16 protein-coding genes are annotated in these 16,776 nt (G+C 34.0%); 12 read left to right on the forward strand and 4 right to left on the reverse strand.

Annotation, left to right across the window (positions count from 1 at the left end; translation table 11 throughout):
• Positions 1 to 37 precede the first annotated feature (37 nt).
• Together ACUN28_RS13610 and ACUN28_RS13615 are read right to left on the reverse strand one after the other, a co-directional pair.
• Complete coding sequence (locus ACUN28_RS13610) at positions 38 to 1,297, reverse strand: MFS transporter (protein WP_016136777.1); 1,260 nt, start codon at positions 1,295 to 1,297, stop codon at positions 38 to 40.
• Positions 1,298 to 1,441: 144 nt separating this feature from the next.
• A complete protein-coding gene (locus tag ACUN28_RS13615) occupies positions 1,442 to 2,062 on the reverse strand; it encodes an ArsR/SmtB family transcription factor (RefSeq protein ID WP_016134904.1) in 621 nt (206 codons plus the stop codon).
• A 185-nt stretch (positions 2,063 to 2,247) separates the two neighbouring features.
• Here ACUN28_RS13615 and ACUN28_RS13620 point away from each other — a divergent pair, with 185 nt between their 5' ends.
• Both ACUN28_RS13620 and ACUN28_RS13625 read left to right on the forward strand, forming a co-directional pair.
• On the forward strand, positions 2,248 to 3,312 hold the full coding sequence (locus ACUN28_RS13620) for an ABC transporter permease (RefSeq protein ID WP_016136776.1): 1,065 nt from the start codon (positions 2,248 to 2,250) through the stop codon (positions 3,310 to 3,312).
• Entirely contained in the window at positions 3,312 to 3,983 is a 672-nt protein-coding gene (locus ACUN28_RS13625) for an ABC transporter ATP-binding protein (RefSeq protein ID WP_016087196.1), read from the forward strand. Before ACUN28_RS13620 ends, ACUN28_RS13625 begins: the two co-directional genes overlap by 1 nt.
• 64 nt (positions 3,984 to 4,047) lie before the next feature.
• On the opposite strand, the gene ACUN28_RS13630 is transcribed toward ACUN28_RS13625, so the two are convergent.
• Together ACUN28_RS13630 and ACUN28_RS13635 are read right to left on the reverse strand one after the other, a co-directional pair.
• On the reverse strand, positions 4,048 to 5,124 hold the full coding sequence (locus tag ACUN28_RS13630; RefSeq protein ID WP_016087197.1) for an LPXTG cell wall anchor domain-containing protein: 1,077 nt from the start codon (positions 5,122 to 5,124) through the stop codon (positions 4,048 to 4,050).
• 149 nt (positions 5,125 to 5,273) lie between these two features.
• Positions 5,274 to 5,867: an ATP-binding protein gene (locus ACUN28_RS13635; protein ID WP_098405510.1), complete on the reverse strand. Its 594-nt coding sequence runs from the start codon at positions 5,865 to 5,867 to the stop codon at positions 5,274 to 5,276.
• A 208-nt stretch (positions 5,868 to 6,075) separates the two neighbouring features.
• Between ACUN28_RS13635 and ACUN28_RS13640 the strand changes: the two genes are divergently transcribed.
• The 10 genes from ACUN28_RS13640 to ACUN28_RS13685 all read left to right on the forward strand — a co-directional run bounded on the left by ACUN28_RS13640 (position 6,076) and on the right by ACUN28_RS13685 (position 16,560).
• Complete coding sequence (locus ACUN28_RS13640) at positions 6,076 to 6,990, forward strand: class I SAM-dependent methyltransferase (RefSeq protein WP_016087199.1); 915 nt, start codon at positions 6,076 to 6,078, stop codon at positions 6,988 to 6,990.
• Between the two features lie 365 nt (positions 6,991 to 7,355).
• Positions 7,356 to 8,114: a DUF975 family protein gene (locus tag ACUN28_RS13645; protein ID WP_016087200.1), complete on the forward strand. Its 759-nt coding sequence runs from the start codon at positions 7,356 to 7,358 to the stop codon at positions 8,112 to 8,114.
• A gap of 171 nt (positions 8,115 to 8,285) precedes the next feature.
• Positions 8,286 to 8,699: a DUF6892 domain-containing protein gene (locus ACUN28_RS13650; RefSeq protein WP_016087201.1), complete on the forward strand. Its 414-nt coding sequence runs from the start codon at positions 8,286 to 8,288 to the stop codon at positions 8,697 to 8,699.
• A 91-nt stretch (positions 8,700 to 8,790) separates the two neighbouring features.
• On the forward strand, positions 8,791 to 9,435 hold the full coding sequence (locus tag ACUN28_RS13655; protein ID WP_016087202.1) for a hypothetical protein: 645 nt from the start codon (positions 8,791 to 8,793) through the stop codon (positions 9,433 to 9,435).
• Between the two features lie 679 nt (positions 9,436 to 10,114).
• Positions 10,115 to 11,104, forward strand: a complete 990-nt coding sequence (locus tag ACUN28_RS13660; protein WP_016087203.1) for a beta-ketoacyl-ACP synthase III — start codon at positions 10,115 to 10,117, stop codon at positions 11,102 to 11,104.
• The gene (locus tag ACUN28_RS13665; RefSeq protein ID WP_016087204.1) at positions 11,094 to 12,266 is read left to right on the forward strand and encodes an ATP-grasp domain-containing protein; all 1,173 of its coding nucleotides are present in this window, start codon (positions 11,094 to 11,096) and stop codon (positions 12,264 to 12,266) included. Before ACUN28_RS13660 ends, ACUN28_RS13665 begins: the two co-directional genes overlap by 11 nt.
• Positions 12,254 to 13,240 carry an NAD-dependent epimerase/dehydratase family protein gene (locus ACUN28_RS13670; RefSeq protein ID WP_016087205.1) on the forward strand — a complete coding sequence of 329 codons (987 nt, stop codon included), beginning with the start codon at positions 12,254 to 12,256 and terminating at the stop codon, positions 13,238 to 13,240. The genes ACUN28_RS13665 and ACUN28_RS13670 overlap by 13 nt, the downstream gene beginning before the upstream one ends.
• On the forward strand, positions 13,237 to 14,088 hold the full coding sequence (locus ACUN28_RS13675) for an MBL fold metallo-hydrolase (protein WP_016087206.1): 852 nt from the start codon (positions 13,237 to 13,239) through the stop codon (positions 14,086 to 14,088). The genes ACUN28_RS13670 and ACUN28_RS13675 overlap by 4 nt, the downstream gene beginning before the upstream one ends.
• On the forward strand, positions 14,081 to 15,418 hold the full coding sequence (locus ACUN28_RS13680; RefSeq protein ID WP_016087207.1) for a F390 synthetase-related protein: 1,338 nt from the start codon (positions 14,081 to 14,083) through the stop codon (positions 15,416 to 15,418). Before ACUN28_RS13675 ends, ACUN28_RS13680 begins: the two co-directional genes overlap by 8 nt.
• Positions 15,415 to 16,560 carry a hypothetical protein gene (locus tag ACUN28_RS13685; RefSeq protein ID WP_016087208.1) on the forward strand — a complete coding sequence of 382 codons (1,146 nt, stop codon included), beginning with the start codon at positions 15,415 to 15,417 and terminating at the stop codon, positions 16,558 to 16,560. The genes ACUN28_RS13680 and ACUN28_RS13685 overlap by 4 nt, the downstream gene beginning before the upstream one ends.
• The last annotated feature ends 216 nt before the right edge of the window (positions 16,561 to 16,776 follow it).

The following is a 16,776-nucleotide window of genomic DNA, read 5'->3' on the forward strand; positions in this document are numbered from 1 at the left end:
CCGTTCCAAATTTAGAACGGGGTTATGTTTGTTTCTGTTATAAAGCCGCACCTTTCCCGCACTCTTCTTTAAACCGAACCCCAAAAGTATCCGCTGTAATTTCATCAGCTTTCGGTAATGCCCGTAATTTTGGATGAAGTAGCCATACGAGAGAAATAAATAAAATCCCGATGCTAGCGAGCGCGAAAATGAGTTGGCTACTAAATACATTTGCCGTGTATCCGCCAATTAAAGAACCGAACGGCATAGCAATTGTGCCCATACTTCGCATGACTGAGTTGATACGTCCAATATATTGATTTGGAATTACAATTTGACTAATTGTCGCAAATAATATGTTGGTCGCACCAATTGGTATCCAAGCTAAGCCGAATAAGAGAATAGACAGCCATTGGAACGGTACAATGGTAGAGAGAAACCAAAAGATAGCGCCAGTCGCAAAGCTAATAATGGAGACACGGCCAACATTACGTTTGCCAACCCATGAACTGAATAAAGCACCGATGAGACTACCTGCTGATATAGCAGCTAAGAAGAAGCCATATGATTTCACGCCTCCTAAAGAGTCAGCGAAAGAAGGGAGTATGGCCATCGTCATACCGATAGAAAAATTAGCAACAACTGAACCGATTAAGAAGACACCCATTAAGGAACGAAAGACGATTGAAAAACCTTCTTTTAAATCGGAGAAATATTGCTTAGTTGAAAGTGATGTGCCCGCTTCGGTTTGCTTTGGCATTTTTAATGAAAAGAACAGAAGGGCAGTAATCGCGAATGTTAAGGAGTCGATCACATATAAAGTGATTGCGCCAAGTAGTGCTACTAATATGCCAGAAAGAGTCGTACAAATTAAATCAATGCCTTGATACGCAAATGAAAAGAGTGAATTACCTTTTAATAATTGTGTTTTATGCAGTAGAAGTGGTAAAGCTTTTGATTGTGCGGGATAGGCGAATTGTTCGATAAAGGCTACGATGGGCATAATGATGAGTAGTAGTTGAACTGTTAATAGATCGAAGTAGTGTGTAATAGGAATGATTAATATAAGGACGCATTGCAGGACTTGTGTGATGACGAGTGTGTTTTTGATTGACCATCTATCAACGAATGGCCCAGTAAGAAATTGAAGTGCAGAAGGTAATAATGTAAGGGAACCAGCCAATCCAGAATAGAAAGGATTACCACTCAGTTTATATACGAGCCACATCGCCGCTACATAGTACAAACTATCTCCTATGTTTGTAAAAATTCTCCCTAAAAATAATAAGAGGAAATTCCGGTTTTTTAATATGTCCATTTAATCTACTCCTTTATAATAAATTTATTCGGTAAAATAAAATTGACCGTTGTTGTAAAAAAAATCGTATTACGATTTTTTTAAAATGAAACTATATCGACGTTTCGACAGGGGATATCGACTTATCGACAAACACCGACAAGTTTATTCCTCTTCTTTTTTCACAAAGCGCTGCATTGCTCGCTCATCGATTTGTAGTGCAGTAGTAGAAATGTAATAAGATTTACTATTTGGATCTTTATCTGCGTCTTTTGCAATCTCATTTAATTCAGCCATTAATTCATGAAACTTTTTCACCCATACTTGAAATTGTTCTGGCGTTGCATCAAACTCCCAGCAAGACGAAACGTAATTCCACTCAGCTGGATCTTCGCTTTCTTTTCGTAATGTAAAAGCTTCTTCTGGTGCAGCGAGAATATGGCTTTTCGTTCTTTCTGTCATTTGTAAAAAGATTTGGCGACCTGATTCACTTAATATTTCTAAATGAGGTAATAGTTCAGCAGCAGGGGTAAAACCTCTAGCGACAGATTGATAAAACTTTTGAACGATGCCATTCTTTTCTTCTGTATAAACAATTTCTATAAAACCATTCTTCTCTAATTCTTTTAAATGATAATGAATTTTAGCCCTTGAAATGCCGAATTTTTCAGATAGTAGTTGTCCTGTATAAGGTCGTTCGCATAGACGCATCATCATTTCGACACGTAGTGGATCGCTTATTGCTTTTAGTTGGCTATAAGTAGTTAGTGTTAACATGGGCTTCAAAATGATCAACTCCTCAAATAAAATTACTCGGTCAATATTATTTGACTGAATTGTATCAAGGATTCAAATTATTTTCAATACTTTCTGAAAATTTAACCTTATCCTCTGTAATCTTCTGTTCATATTCCGTTCATATTTCTTTTTTATGATGAGTGCATAGAAAGAAAGAGGAAGGAGCGAGCGAAATGTTTTTAGCTCTGCGTGAATTAAAACAATCAAAATTAAGATACGGATTAATCGGACTGATTATGGTGTTATTATCATTTTTAGTTCTTGTTATTTCAGGATTAGCAAATGGATTATCATATGATAATGCTTCATCGATTCAAAATATGGAGGCAAATAAGTTCGTCTTAGCAGATGATACGGAAAATAAATTACTTCGTTCACAAATTAAGCAAGATGATGTAAATAACGTAGTAAATCAAGTAGGCGAGAAAGAGGCCGTTCCGTTCCGTGTGAAAGTTTCAACGTATGAAAAGAAAGACAGTTCGAAAAAAGTTGATGTTGCTATTTTCTCAAGTGAACGCGATTCATTTTTAGAACCGAAAATTGTAAAAGGTGAGAAATTAGGTACAGCAAACAACGAAATGGTTGCTGATGAATCAATTAAAGAAAAAGGAATCGATATTGGAGATACAATTATCGATCCTGTTTCAAAGAAAGAATTTAAAATCGTTGGATTTACGAAAGATCAAATGTTTAGCCATACACCAGTCGTTTATGTAAATGAAGACGTATGGGGTGCTATTTCACAACCAAACCAAAAAGATTATAGTGCAATTGCGCTGAATACAGATAAAGACATTAAAAATGCACATGTTATCGACAAAAAAGAAGTATTACAAAGTATTCCAGGATTTAAAGAAGAGCAAGGAACATTAACGATGATCATTGCGTTCTTACTTGTTATCGCTGCGTTACTAATCGGTGTATTCTTCTACGTCATTACACTGCAAAAAACACAGCAATTAGGTGTATTAAAAGCAATTGGTACAAAGAACTCTTATTTAGCAAATAGCTTAGTCGTACAGGCGTTATTCTTATCAGTTGTGGCGATGGTAATCAGCATTGTTCTTGTACAAGGATTAGAACAAATTTTACCAGCAGGTATGCCGTTCTTATTAACAACACCGATGATTGCACAATATGCAGCAATCTTTATCGTAATTAGTATTTTAGGAACACTTATTTCGTTATATCAAGTATTAAAAGTTGATGCATTAGAAGCAATTGGAGGCGGGATGTAATGACTTCATTATTAAAATTAGACAAAGTAAGTAAAGTGTACGGAGAAGGGAATACGGAAGTAACAGCCCTTCATCCGATGTCGCTTGATGTGAAAGCTGGAGAGTTTATCGGAATCGTCGGTCCTTCGGGATCAGGGAAAAGTACATTATTATCAATCGCGGGTGCTTTATTATCACCATCAAAAGGGGATATTTACATTCGTGAGCAAAATATTACGAAGTTATCAGAAAAGGAAATGACAGACATTCGTTTGAAAAAAATCGGTTTCATTTTCCAATTCGCAAATCTTGTTCCATACTTAAATGTAAAAGAACAATTGCTTTACATTGCAAAGCTTAAAAAAGATAACAAACAAGAGTCTGAAAAGCGTGCGGATCACTTATTAGCAGCATTTGGATTAGGAGAAAGAAAAAATCATTATCCAAACCAACTATCTGGTGGGGAAAAACAAAGGGTAGCAATCGCTCGTGCTTTCATGAACAATCCAGATTTAATATTAGCGGATGAACCAACGGCAAGCTTAGATTCAAAACGTGCACGTGAAGTCGTTGAAATGATGAAACGCGAAGTGAAAGAAAGTCAAAAAGCAGCCATTATGATTACGCATGATGAAAGAATGCTTGATGTATGTGATCGTATATTGACGCTTCGAGATGGACAATTAATATAAAGAAAAGGGCCAACCGTACATGCGGTTGGCCCTTGTATAATTGTTTTTAATAAGTATAATGGCTTTATTTTGAGAATAACGTTTTAATTTTATTTCGTGTTACTAATAAAATCCCGCCTAATACAGATAACATACCTAAAGCCATATTATTGGATTGCTCATTACCAGCGTTAGGAAGTTCTCTAGCATTATTGTTTGCGTTTGTCGTACCAGTCTTTGTCTCTGTTTGTTTCGATTGAGATACTTCATTAATTTTGTTATCTACATTTTGCTTCGTTGTATGTACCTCAGCTAATTTGTCATCAATTTTTTTCTCAGTATGTTTAAAGTCGTTGATTTTAATATCTAAGTCTTGTTTTTTCTTTGTTAAATCGTCTGAAACAGTTTGTTTCGATTGTTTCATTTCGTTAATTTTATTGATTAATTCTTCTCTAGCTTTTTGTAATTCAGCTAGTTTGTTTTTTACATCTTGTTTAGCCAGTTCTAAGTTAGCGGAAAGGCTATCTAAATTGCCTTTAATTTTCTTAAGTTCCTCTAACGTGTTACCAGTATTCGGTTTGTTTTCTTTTAGCTCAGCAAGTTTGTCCTCAGCAGTTTGTTTCGCTTTCTTTAACTCAGCTAATTTTTCATCTACCTGCTTTTTCACTTCCTTAAGTTCATTAACCTTTTGATCGATGTTCTCTTTATGTTGCTTAATTTCATTCACTTTATTATCGATATTTTGCTTATGCTCTTTTACTTCAGCAACTTTATCTTCTACTTGTTTTTTATGCTCTTTTATTTCCGCGATTTTATCTTCGGCGATTTGCTTGTCTTGCTGAAGTTTTGCATCTAACTCTTGTTTATGTTGTTTAATCTCATTGATTTTTTCATCAGCAACTTGTTTACGTTCATGTAGTTCATTCACCTTTGTATCAACATTTTCCTTAACCTTGTTAAGTTCATTCAATGTTTGATCCACGTTTTCTTTGTGTTGCTGCAATTTCGCATCTAACTCTTGTTTATGTTGCTTAATTTCAGCTAATCGATCTCCCGTACTTTGCTGGGGAGTAGCGTCAGTTACTTCTGCATGAGCAGAGTTTGCGCCAGCAATCATTGCTAAAGCTAGTGTAGAAGCTGCGATTGTTTGTTTTGTTTTCATATTTTGTACCTCTTTTCTTTCATATGCATGAGCTGTTTTGTGTAAAAATGAGCATATAGAAGTAGATTATCTTATCATTATATACCATGTTAGGCGCTTAGAGGAAGGATTTGCATAATAATCTATGATTATGTAATTCTTATAGTCTTTTATTTTTGGATAGGGGACAAATCTTTAGCTAGATGAACAACTTCTTCAATAGTAAAGTTTACATCTTGATTATTGCGAATAACAAACAAATAATCAGCCTCGTTTTCTATAGGATCTACCACATCTTCATGTAGTGATTCAGCTTGTTGTCGATCGAGTACTTCTTTGAAATTGGAATAACCACCTCTAAAAATATTGGTACTTCGCGTGCTTTGAGCTACTCTTTCGTAAAGTACATCATCTGGAATATCAAAATGAACGAGTATGCGTACATATTCATTTTGTGGAAATAATTCGTTTAGTAAATATAACCTTCCGTTTTTACTGCGATTGGAGTTGCAAATGATAAGGTGTAAACTCGTATGTTCTTTTGCATAATCAACAATGAATTTCGAAAGGCCGTGCTTAAAATTATTAGCACCTTCAGCCGGCTGTAATTTTTCGTAATGCGTGTTAATAAATTCAGCTTGGTTATCTTGATCCATAACGAAAGAGTGGGGTAACTCTTTTTCTAATGCTCTTGCAAATGTAGTTTTTCCGCTGTGTGTTTTTCCTACTGTAATAATGACGAATCGTTTCATATTGGCCTCCATATGTATGGTTATAAGCAGGAATATTCAATGTGAATCGACAATTTTCCTGCTAGAGAATATACAAAGTTTCGGAGTGATAGCAGGCTGAAAACTTGACAAAAAAACTTATTTATGCTATAATTTACCAACGTAAAAATAAAGTGTATAATAGGGTTCTCCTGGCCAGGGGAACCCTATTTTTGTTGTGAAAATGAAGGAGTGTATGTGCATGAAAAAAGGTGAATCAAGTGTAACGTCTCTAGTATCAGCTTTCGGAAGGGCGTATCATAGTGAATTTGATCGCCCTAAAATCTTTGATGATTATGTAGCTAAAGATTTCATTCCACAAAAAGAACGTAACGATATTGAAACGAATATGGTTCAAGGAATACAGTTTTTCAATACAGACATTGCACAGCAGTTTCAAGACAATCCGAAAGAAATATTAAAGTGGATTACGCAAGTTCAATTATCACCAACACCTTTAGCGCGTGCGGCATATTGTGAAAGAGTATTACTACATGAAATTACACTGGGAGCGAAACAATACGTCATACTCGGTGCAGGCTTAGACACGTTCAGCTTTAGGCACCGAGAATTAGAGAATAAAATAGAAATATTTGAAGTAGATCATCCTTCTACGCAAGCGTTTAAAATACAAAGAGTGAAAGAAGCAGAGTATGAAATGCCAAGCAATCTTCATTTTGTTTCGATGGATTTTACTAAAGATTTCTCGAAGCAAACATTAGTAAATGAAGGATTTGAAAATAAAAAGACTTTCTTTAGCCTATTAGGTGTTACGTACTATTTAACGAAAGAGGAGCTTTCTAGTTTAATAGAATACTTATTCGAGATGGTTCCAGAGGGAAGCTCTATCTTATTCGATTATCCGGATGAAAACTTATTTACGGAAAAAGGATTGTCCAATCGAGTTGAAAATATGGTAAAAATGGCTGCAGTAGGCGGAGAACCGATGAAATCATGTTTTTCTTTTACCGAAATGGAAGCACTATTAGAGAAGGCGGGCTTACTCATTTATGAGCACTTATCACCAGAGGATATTCATACATTATATTTTGAAGGACGAAACGATTATTTAAAAGCTTTTGAGACGGTGCATTATGTGCATGCGGTGAAGAAGTAGGAATTAGTAGGCACGGGGAGAAATCTCTGTGTCTTTTTTTGTGGAAAAAAAGAGGATGGGATTTATTGAGAAAGATAATGATAGATATATTGCTACATGAGTTACTACATCTAGATGAACATAAAGAAGAATTTTTTTAGAGGATTTATCAAAAAAACAGAATGTTCAACGAATATTCGTAATTATGTTATATAATGACTTTAATAAACCATATTTTAGAAATTAACCCCGATTGTGTAGAAAGTATATTTTGTTTTGGTAAGCTAAAATGTTTAGCTAAAAGAACTTGTAGTGGGGCTTGCTACAAGTTCTTTTATTTGTAAAATTTTCATTAACCAAATTATGAAAAAAAAGGGGGTGCAAGTTTGATCAGAAATTTAAAGAAAGCAGCACTTAATTCGTTAGATGGGAAATGGGGAGTAAGTATAGGGGTATCGGCGTTATACTATTTTGTACCAACTTTAAGTGCATCAGCGATCGCTAGTTTTATATATTTAATATTTGGCCTGTTTATTGGGGTAATTGGTTTGGATGTTTTCTTGATTTATTCAATTGGTGGGCAACCACAAGTAGATCCAACAGCAATAGTTTTACTTATTCTAAGTTATGTTTTTATAGGACTGATTTGTTTCTTAATTTACAGTGTCATACAAGGTATCTTTAATTATGGATATTCTGTTTTCACCTTACGCTTAGGTAAAAATGAAGATGCTAAGGTGGACGATGTATTTGTGGGGTTTAGGAAGAACAATTTGTTTAAATCAATGAAATTAGGAGTGTTGCAGGCTATTTTTCTATTTTTATGGAGCCTGTTATTAATTGTTCCAGGTATTATTAAATATTTTTCTTATTCAATGGCATATTATATTTTAATAGAGAATCCGGATTATACAGCAAGTGAAGCACTAAGGGAGAGTAAAAGAATAATGAAAGGGCAAAAGTTCAAGTTATTTGTTCTTTGGTTATCTTTTATTGGTTGGTTTTTATTAACAGCATTTATAGGTATGTTTACATTTAATCTGTCATTCATATTTATTTCTCCTTATTACAACACAACTGTCTCGCATTTTTACTTAGACTTAATTAAGAAACAGGATGCTAGAGAAGCGAAGGTAAGTATATAAAGAATATAATTAGTAAGAAAATATTTTTAATGCATATTTTCTCGATTGTGGTCATGCAATTAAGCATATCCCTTTTTAATATGATATTGAAAGAAATAAAGTAGCTGCAATTGGATATGTTTTACTTATAATAATTTGGGTAAGGATATTATAACATTGGAGGGATTTAAAATGGGGAAGAGTGAGATATTTCAGGATTTTAATTTTAAATTAGTAGTAATTGATGCTTTATTAGATAAAGAGCCATTATTTTTAAAAGAATTAAAAGACTTAATAGAAAAGTATACGAATAATTTCGAATGGTATTCAGGAGCTGGGCCAATTGTTCAAATTAGAGATTTTTTAGAAGAGTTAATTTTGGAAACAAGTGATTTGGAAAAGATTGAATCCCTTTGCTTTGATGGAGGAAATGAAATTTATCATATCTTAAAGCCAGATTGGGATGGTGAAGACAGTTTGTTTGATGTAATATCTGTTGAAGGATTTCGAAATTTAAACAATCTAAAAACAGTGGAATATATTTCAATGTGTTACCCAAAAGTATTAGAACCATTTAAACAAGCTGGAATTGAAATTGAGGATTAATGAGGGAAAAGTTATAAAATAATGGAAGTGATTCTTATTAAGAAAGAGTCACTTTTTCTTATGCAACGAACAAAGCAGAATGGAGGATATTATGATAATAATTGATAAAGATGGTGAAGGCTACTGGAGTAAAACTGTTGATTTGGGCATTTTAGGTAAATTCAATAGCATTTTTATAGATTTAGATGGATGTGATATAACAGGGGCGAAGGATAATATGACTCAAGAAGAAAAGGTAGAAAAAGCTAAAAAATATTATGGTAATAGATTCAAAGAGTTAGAAACCAATGTTGGATTTATAAATGAGCAATTTCTAATGTGGATTATAACGCATTTATGTGATATAGAATATCCATTTTGGGAATTTGGTGATGAAGATGAAAGTAGTGAAGATTATCCAGATTATATAGTAAAAGAAGAAATAAAAAAATTCGAAGATGAAAATGGACAATTGCAATATGATCCGTATAGTCCAAGTCCGATTTATAGAGAAATTCAGAAATATAATGCATATAATAATGAAGATAATTTATTAAGCTATGAAATCATAACGAAATATTTACCGGTTCTTGATTTCAAAAAACTTGTAGATACAATTAGACCTAATAGTATAGATACATTTGAAGATAACATAAACTTTCAAGTGAGTAGTGAGGTTTGTGGTGGAATGTTATTTTGTGCTACTTACGGAACAATTTATGCTAATAATGACCTAGAAGTTACGCATAATTGTTAATACAAAGATTACTGATAGGTATATGGCTACACATCTATTAACTGAAAAATATTAATTGCAATCAAGCGTAAAAAAAACTCGATTCTTATTAAAAAAATAGCGTTCTTTTACTATTCAAATATGATTACATCTGAAGTTAATGAAGATTTCTTCTGCAAAAGTAGTAGATTTTTTATTTGAATTTACTACCTCAGTTTGATTTATCATATTTCAATCTCAATAGAATAGTAAATAGGTATAAAAGATATGGAGATACATACTTTAGGTTTTAAATTACAGTAACTTTTGTGAAATCAAAATGGGAAATAGAAGATGTTGAAATTACATGTATGTACACTCTATATGTGTATATTCGCTGCCCAATAAACTACCATCTCACGTAAATTCATACCACATTTTCACTTTTATTTACAAAAAATACTATTAAATATTTTCGGATAATTGTTATAATATAATTAAATTGCTATAAAAGTTTTTTCTAGAGTATGTATTTGAAGAATTCTCATGTGAAAAGAGCAAGTTCTCAAGTAGAGAATTTGCTCTTTTTTGAAGAGAAATAGGATTAGAAGTACATAAGGGGATAGCAGAATTTTATAAAAGGACTTTCTGTATGTATCCTCAACGATGTTTAGATGTAAAGGGTTTTTAAATTTATAAAAAGATTAAGAGGCGATAGAAAATGAAAAGATATATTAGTATAAAAGGAATCGGTACATATCTTCCAAAACGAAAGGTAGATTCTTTTGAAATAGATCGTATGCTACATGTGCCAGAAGGCTGGACATTAAAAAAAGCTGGGGTAAAAACAAGATATTTTGTTGATGGGGAAACGTCTTCTTATATGGGGGCTGAAGCTGCAAAAAAAGCTGTAGAAGATGCTAAGTTAACTTGGGATGATATTGATTGTATTATTTGCGGAAGCGGAACGATTCAACAGGCAATTCCTTCTACAGCATCACTTATTCAAGAACAGCTCGGGCTACAGCATTCTGGTATTCCATGTTTTGATATCAATTCAACATGTCTAAGTTTCATAACAGCACTTGATACGATTTCTTACGCAATGGAATGCGGAAGATATAAAAATGTTGTTATCATTTCTTCTGAAATTTCTTCCGTTGGATTGAATTGGGGACAAAATGAAAGCAGCATTTTATTCGGTGACGGTGCGGCAGCTGTAGTCATAACAAAAAGCGATCATACATCTTCTATTATTGCTTCCCATATGGAAACATATAGCTCTGGTGCGCATTTATCAGAAATTCGTGGCGGTGGAACGATGATTCATCCTCGGGAGTATAGTGAGGAACGAAAAGAAGACTTCTTGTTCGATATGAATGGAAGAGCTATTTTTAAACTATCTTCTAAGTATTTGTTGAAGTTTATCGACAAGCTACTTATGGATACTGGTTATTCCCTGGCTGATATTGATTTAATTGTTCCTCACCAAGCAAGTGGACCAGCTATGAGACTCATTCGTAAAAAATTAGGGGTTGATGAAGAGCGCTTTATGACCATTTTTGAAGACTACGGTAATATGATTTCCGCATCTATTCCAGTCGCTCTTTTCGAAGCGATTAAGCAAAAGAAAGTACAACGCGGAAATAAAATATTATTACTAGGTACTTCTGCGGGACTTTCTATCGGGGGCATCCTTCTTGAATACTAAGAAAACAGTATTAATTACAGGGGCACGTGCACCAGCAACTCTGCATGTATGCAGACTGTTTCATAGCGCCGGACATACCGTTATTATTGCAGATAGTATTCCTTATCCATTAAGTAAAGTCTCATCCAGTACGGATTACTTTTATGAAATTCCTTCTCCAAAGTGGAAAACAAATGAAAGTATCCGTGCGCTACTATCCATTATTCAACGTCACAATGTGGATTTGCTTATTCCTACTTGTGAAGAAATATTTTATATATCTAAATATAGAGAAGAGTTAAGCGCGTTTTGTCATGTATTAGTAGATGATTTTCAAAAACTTTCATTACTGCATAATAAGTGGGAATTTATTCAGTTCGTAGCGAATTTAGGGTGGCAAGTACCTGCAACATATAGAATAAATAATGAAGAAGCGATACGTTCAATGATGCACAAAACACCAGCTCATACTCCTTTTGTACGAAAGCCGATTTTCTCCCGTTTCTCTGATAAGGTGGAATTTATTACAAAAGAGGATGCTCTAAAAGAAAGCATGATAGATAAGTCGAATTATATTATGCAAGAGTTTATACAAGGGACGCAGCATTGTTCCTACAGCATTGCACAATCTGGGGAAGTGTTAGCTCACTCTACTTATAAAACGGAATTCACGGCAGGCTTAGGTGCTACCATTGCGTTTAAGCATATGAATCATCCTAAAATTGACCAGTTTGTTAGACATATTGTAAAAGAGCTAAACTTCTCAGGACAAATTGCCTTTGATTTTATCGTTACAGAGGATGGAGACGCGATTCCAATTGAATGTAATCCACGTACTACTAGTGGATTACATTTATTCGATGAGGAAATATTGCCCGCTTTTTTTAATGAAACAGTAAACAATACATTCATTCCAAGACAAAATTCGGAGTGTGCAATTCGGTTAGCGATGCTTTTATATGGATTTCCTTATTTAAAAAGTAAACAAAAACGTAAGCGATGGTTAAAAGTTCTAAGTTCTTATCCAGATATCGTTTATCGTCACAATGATTGGAAACCATTTTTTTATCAGTTCTTTAGCATGTATAAATTATGGCGTGAAAGTTATAAACATGAACGGACTATTTTAGAGCAAACAACATATGACATATCGTGGGATGGTGAAGATGTATGCAAATGCTAGTAACTGGAGGAACGGGATTTCTAGGACAAAAACTCGCCTTTCGACTGAAGAATATGGGCTATGAAGTAACGGCAACGGGGAGAAATAAAACAATCGGTAAGGTATTAGAACAAAATGGAATCGAGTTTGTTCATTGTCCTCTTGAAGACAGGGATCGTGTGCTACAAGTTTGTAAAGATAAAGATTATATCTTTCATAGCGGCGCACTTTCTTCTCCTTGGGGCAAATATGAAGATTTTTATAATGCGAATGTGTTAGGAACGAAACATATTATCGAGGGAAGTCAAAAGTACGGTGTAAAACGCCTTATCCACGTATCAACACCAAGTATTTATTTCTATTATGATGAGCGACAAAATGTAATAGAAAACGCGAAACTTCCTGATACATTTGTAAATCATTATGCAACAACGAAGCACATGGCTGAACAAGCTATTGATCAAGCTTTCACACATGGATTACCAGTTATCACAATACGCCCGCGCGCTTTATTCGGACCAGGAGATAACGCGATTCTTCCGCGTCTTATTAAAGTATGTGAAAAGGGTGCCTTACCGAGAATTGGTACAGAAAATGTTCTTGTTGATATTACGTATGTTGAGAATGTTGTAGATGCTTTACTTCTTTGTATGCATTCCCCAAAATATACATTAGGACAAAAGTACAATATAACAAATGACGAACGTGTAAATTTATATGAGGTCATAGAAAATGTAATGAAGCGTCTGGATAAGGAAGTAAGATATAAAAAAATTTCCTACAAAACTGCTTTTTCACTAGCTGCTATACTAGAAGGAATCTCAAAAACTATTTTATTCGGAAAAGAACCTATTCTTACAAAGTATACTGTTAGTGTCCTTTCAAAAAGCCAGACATTAAATATTGATAAAGCTAAAGAAGAACTAGGATATGCTCCAAAAATCAGTATAGAAGAAGGAATTACAAAATTTGTAGACTGGTGGAAAATACAATGAAAATCAAATCTTTAAAGCTATATGATACAGGATATTGCACACATCCAGAAAAAATTGCATATTCCAAGGGCAGTTGGAAACAAATCCGTTTTCCGGCTACAGTAGGATTACTCCAGCATCCAGTATTAGGTTATATTTTATTTGATACTGGATACGCGGGGCATTTTAAAGAGGCGACAAAAAAATTTCCTTACTCTGTATATGCAAAACTTACGCCTGTTCATTTTACGGAAGAGCAATCTATTAAACAGCAACTTCTTCTTGATGGTATTCAGCCAGAAGAAATTAAATATATTATTCTTTCTCATTTTCATGGCGATCATACAGCTGGTTTACCTGACTTTCCAAAAGCGAAAATAGTAACCTTCGCAAAAGCTTATGAGGATATTAAAAAGAGAAGTAAATTTGGTGCTCTATTAAAAGGGTGTCTAAAAGATACACTGCCGATAGATTTAGAGAAAAGGATGTCATTCATTGATCAAACGCCATCCTTTAACTTACCTTCTACATATGGAAAGTTTGAAGAGGGGTATGATGTATTTGAGGATGGCTCATTATTTGCTGTTGACTTAACAGGACATGCAACAGGACAATTCGGTATATTCGTCCATTTACAGAGTGAAAAAATTGTCTTTCTTTGTGCAGACGCAGTGTGGCTAAGTAAAACGTATCAAAACCTTGTATTTCCTAGTAAGATTGCCAACCTTTTAACGAGCGATCCAAAATCTTACCGAAAGAATATTGAGAAGTTACACCATTTATCACAAACATCACCTGAGATTGAAATTGTACCAACTCATTGTGAACATACATGGGATAAAATTAAAGCAGGGGTGTACTATGAATAAACTACGGATTCTCAAGCAATATTTGAAAACTAAATATGGCTTGCGTTTTTCAAATCGCAAACAATTGGAACAGTTTCATAAACAACAAATAGAAAAACAACTTTTGTTCACGATAGAGGCGTCTCCTTTTTATCGCCAGTTATATACACCGTTTTTAAATGAAATTCAAAAGGGGAATTTGGCTGCACTCCCTATTATTGATAAAGAAGTAATGATGGAACATTTTGATACATTAAATACAGTCCATATTTCAAAGGAAGAAGCGTTTCATGTAGCATTTGAAGCAGAAAAGACCCGGAATTTCTCACCAACCATTCGTAATATAACTGTCGGTTTATCATCAGGCACTAGTGGAAATCGTGGGGTTTTTCTCGTTTCCGAGGAAGAACAAACGTTGTGGGCTGGCTCGATTATAGGAAAGGTGCTTCCTTCTAGCATTCTACATAAACACACGATTGCTTTTTTCTTACGTGCAAATAGCAATTTATACGAAGCGACAAAAAATAAGCGAATCTCATTTCATTTTTTGGATTTACTAGATTCGTTTCAGCAGCATATCACGCGATTAAATGAAATACAGCCATCTATTTTAATTGCACCGCCGTCTATGTTACGGAAAATCGCTTATTGGCAGCAAGAAGGACTGATTACGATTTGTCCTAAGAAAATTATCTCTGTAGCAGAAGTTCTTGAAGATATTGATAGAGACTTTATTCATGCAACTTTCAAGCAAACAGTACACCAAGTTTACCAATGTACAGAAGGTTTTCTTGCTACCACCTGTAAGCAGGGGACATTACACATGAATGAAGACCTCGTTCATATTGAAAAAGAATACTTAGATCAAGAGAAAGGGATATTTGTTCCCATTATTACTGATTTCATGAGGAAAACACAGCCTATTATACGCTATCGTCTCAATGACATATTAATTGAGAAAAAAACGCCGTGCAGCTGTGGCTCACCTTTCTTAGCATTAGAACGAATTGATGGTCGATGTGACGATATATTTATTGGAATAAGTGAATTGGATAAGAGCGAAATATTTATTTTTCCAGATTTCATTAGAAGAGCAATTTTGTTTGCATCTAGTGACATTCAAGAATTTAAAGTGATACAACACAGTGTAGACAAAATTGAAATTAAACTTAAAGCACTACCTGAAGATCTCGAATTATGTCAATCAAAGGTAATGCAAGAATTACAGACACTGTGGTCTACTAAAAAGTGTGCGATACCACATTTTTTCTTTTCGCATTACGATATTCAAGTATATGATAAAAAATTAAAAAGAATAGAAAGTCTTGTAAGGCTTGGTGAACATAAATGATTAAGTTACACGATGTTCATTCCTTGCATAGCATTGATTGGGAATCAAAAAAAGATGGAGCATATGTGCGAGATAGTTTCCTGCCTCTTTTTCAAAAGGGCGTTACAGCATTTATTGAAAATGTTAACACGCAGCTCTTTCTATTAGAAATTGATGATCTCATCTTGCCAGTTACTCTTAATAACGCAGAGTTCGAAAATTCATATGTATGTTCTCCTTATACACATTACGTATCTTATGCGTTAGAAGAGCTATGGGAGTTGAAAAAACCATGGCTAGAGAAGCTATTAACCTATCCAATTCATCTTATGGGAAGTTGGTTACGACGAACAAATATTAATAAAGTAATTGTCGTAAATAATTGGATGCTTTCAACAAACCTTTATCACTCGATCAACGAACAACAAATCGAACAAATAACGAATGTATTAGTTGAGAAATTTCCGGAGCATACAATTCTATTTCGCTCTTTAAATAACGAATTATATCCTGTAACGACAGAAGCACTATCTACGGTAGGTTACAAGAAAATTATGTCTCGTTCTATATACTTATTTGATCCGAAACACTATAAAAAAATGAATCGAAAAAAACGAAAAGACTTATTAAATGATAAAAGTTTATTAGAGAAAAGCAAGTATGAAATCATTACGAATGAAGAATTAACGAAAGAGGATATTTTACAAATTTCCCAGTTATACAACCAACTATATATTGAAAAATATTCCGCCCATAATCCAATGTTTACACCCGCTTATTTATGGAATGCTCTGCAGCATCGCTTATTTGAGATAAAGGCTATAAAAAAAGGGAATACAATTGATGGTGTCATTGCTTATTTTATTAGGGATGGAGTTATGACAACGCCGATCCTTGGCTATAATACAAACTCTGACCAGCAACAAGGTTTATACCGTATACTTTCCCTCCTTATTACAATGGATTCAATCGAAAAAGATTTAATTTGTCATTGTAGTGCTGGGGCTGGAGAGTTCAAACGAAATCGTGGTGCAACACAGCAGATTGAATACAGTTATGTATATAATGCTCATCTACCACCTAGGCAACAAAAGGTATGGAAAGTATTAACGTGGATATTAAACACATATATAGAACCGATGGCAAAAAAAAATCGCTTTTAAGCAAAAAAGTTAAGATTCGTAATATGTAGGAGCTATAAGTGTTTTATATTTATCAACAAAGATAGGAAAAATTAATAATATGAGTTAAATGTTTAATCTTGTTCTGTTAGTTGATTGAACAAAATATTTTTTTAGCAAGCTACATAAAATAATCAATCTTTTTCATAAAAATTTAAGGTGGCCAAAAGAACCTCGCACATTTTAATCAAAATGTGT

It is taken from the genome of Bacillus sp. WC2507, from assembly GCF_052656125.1.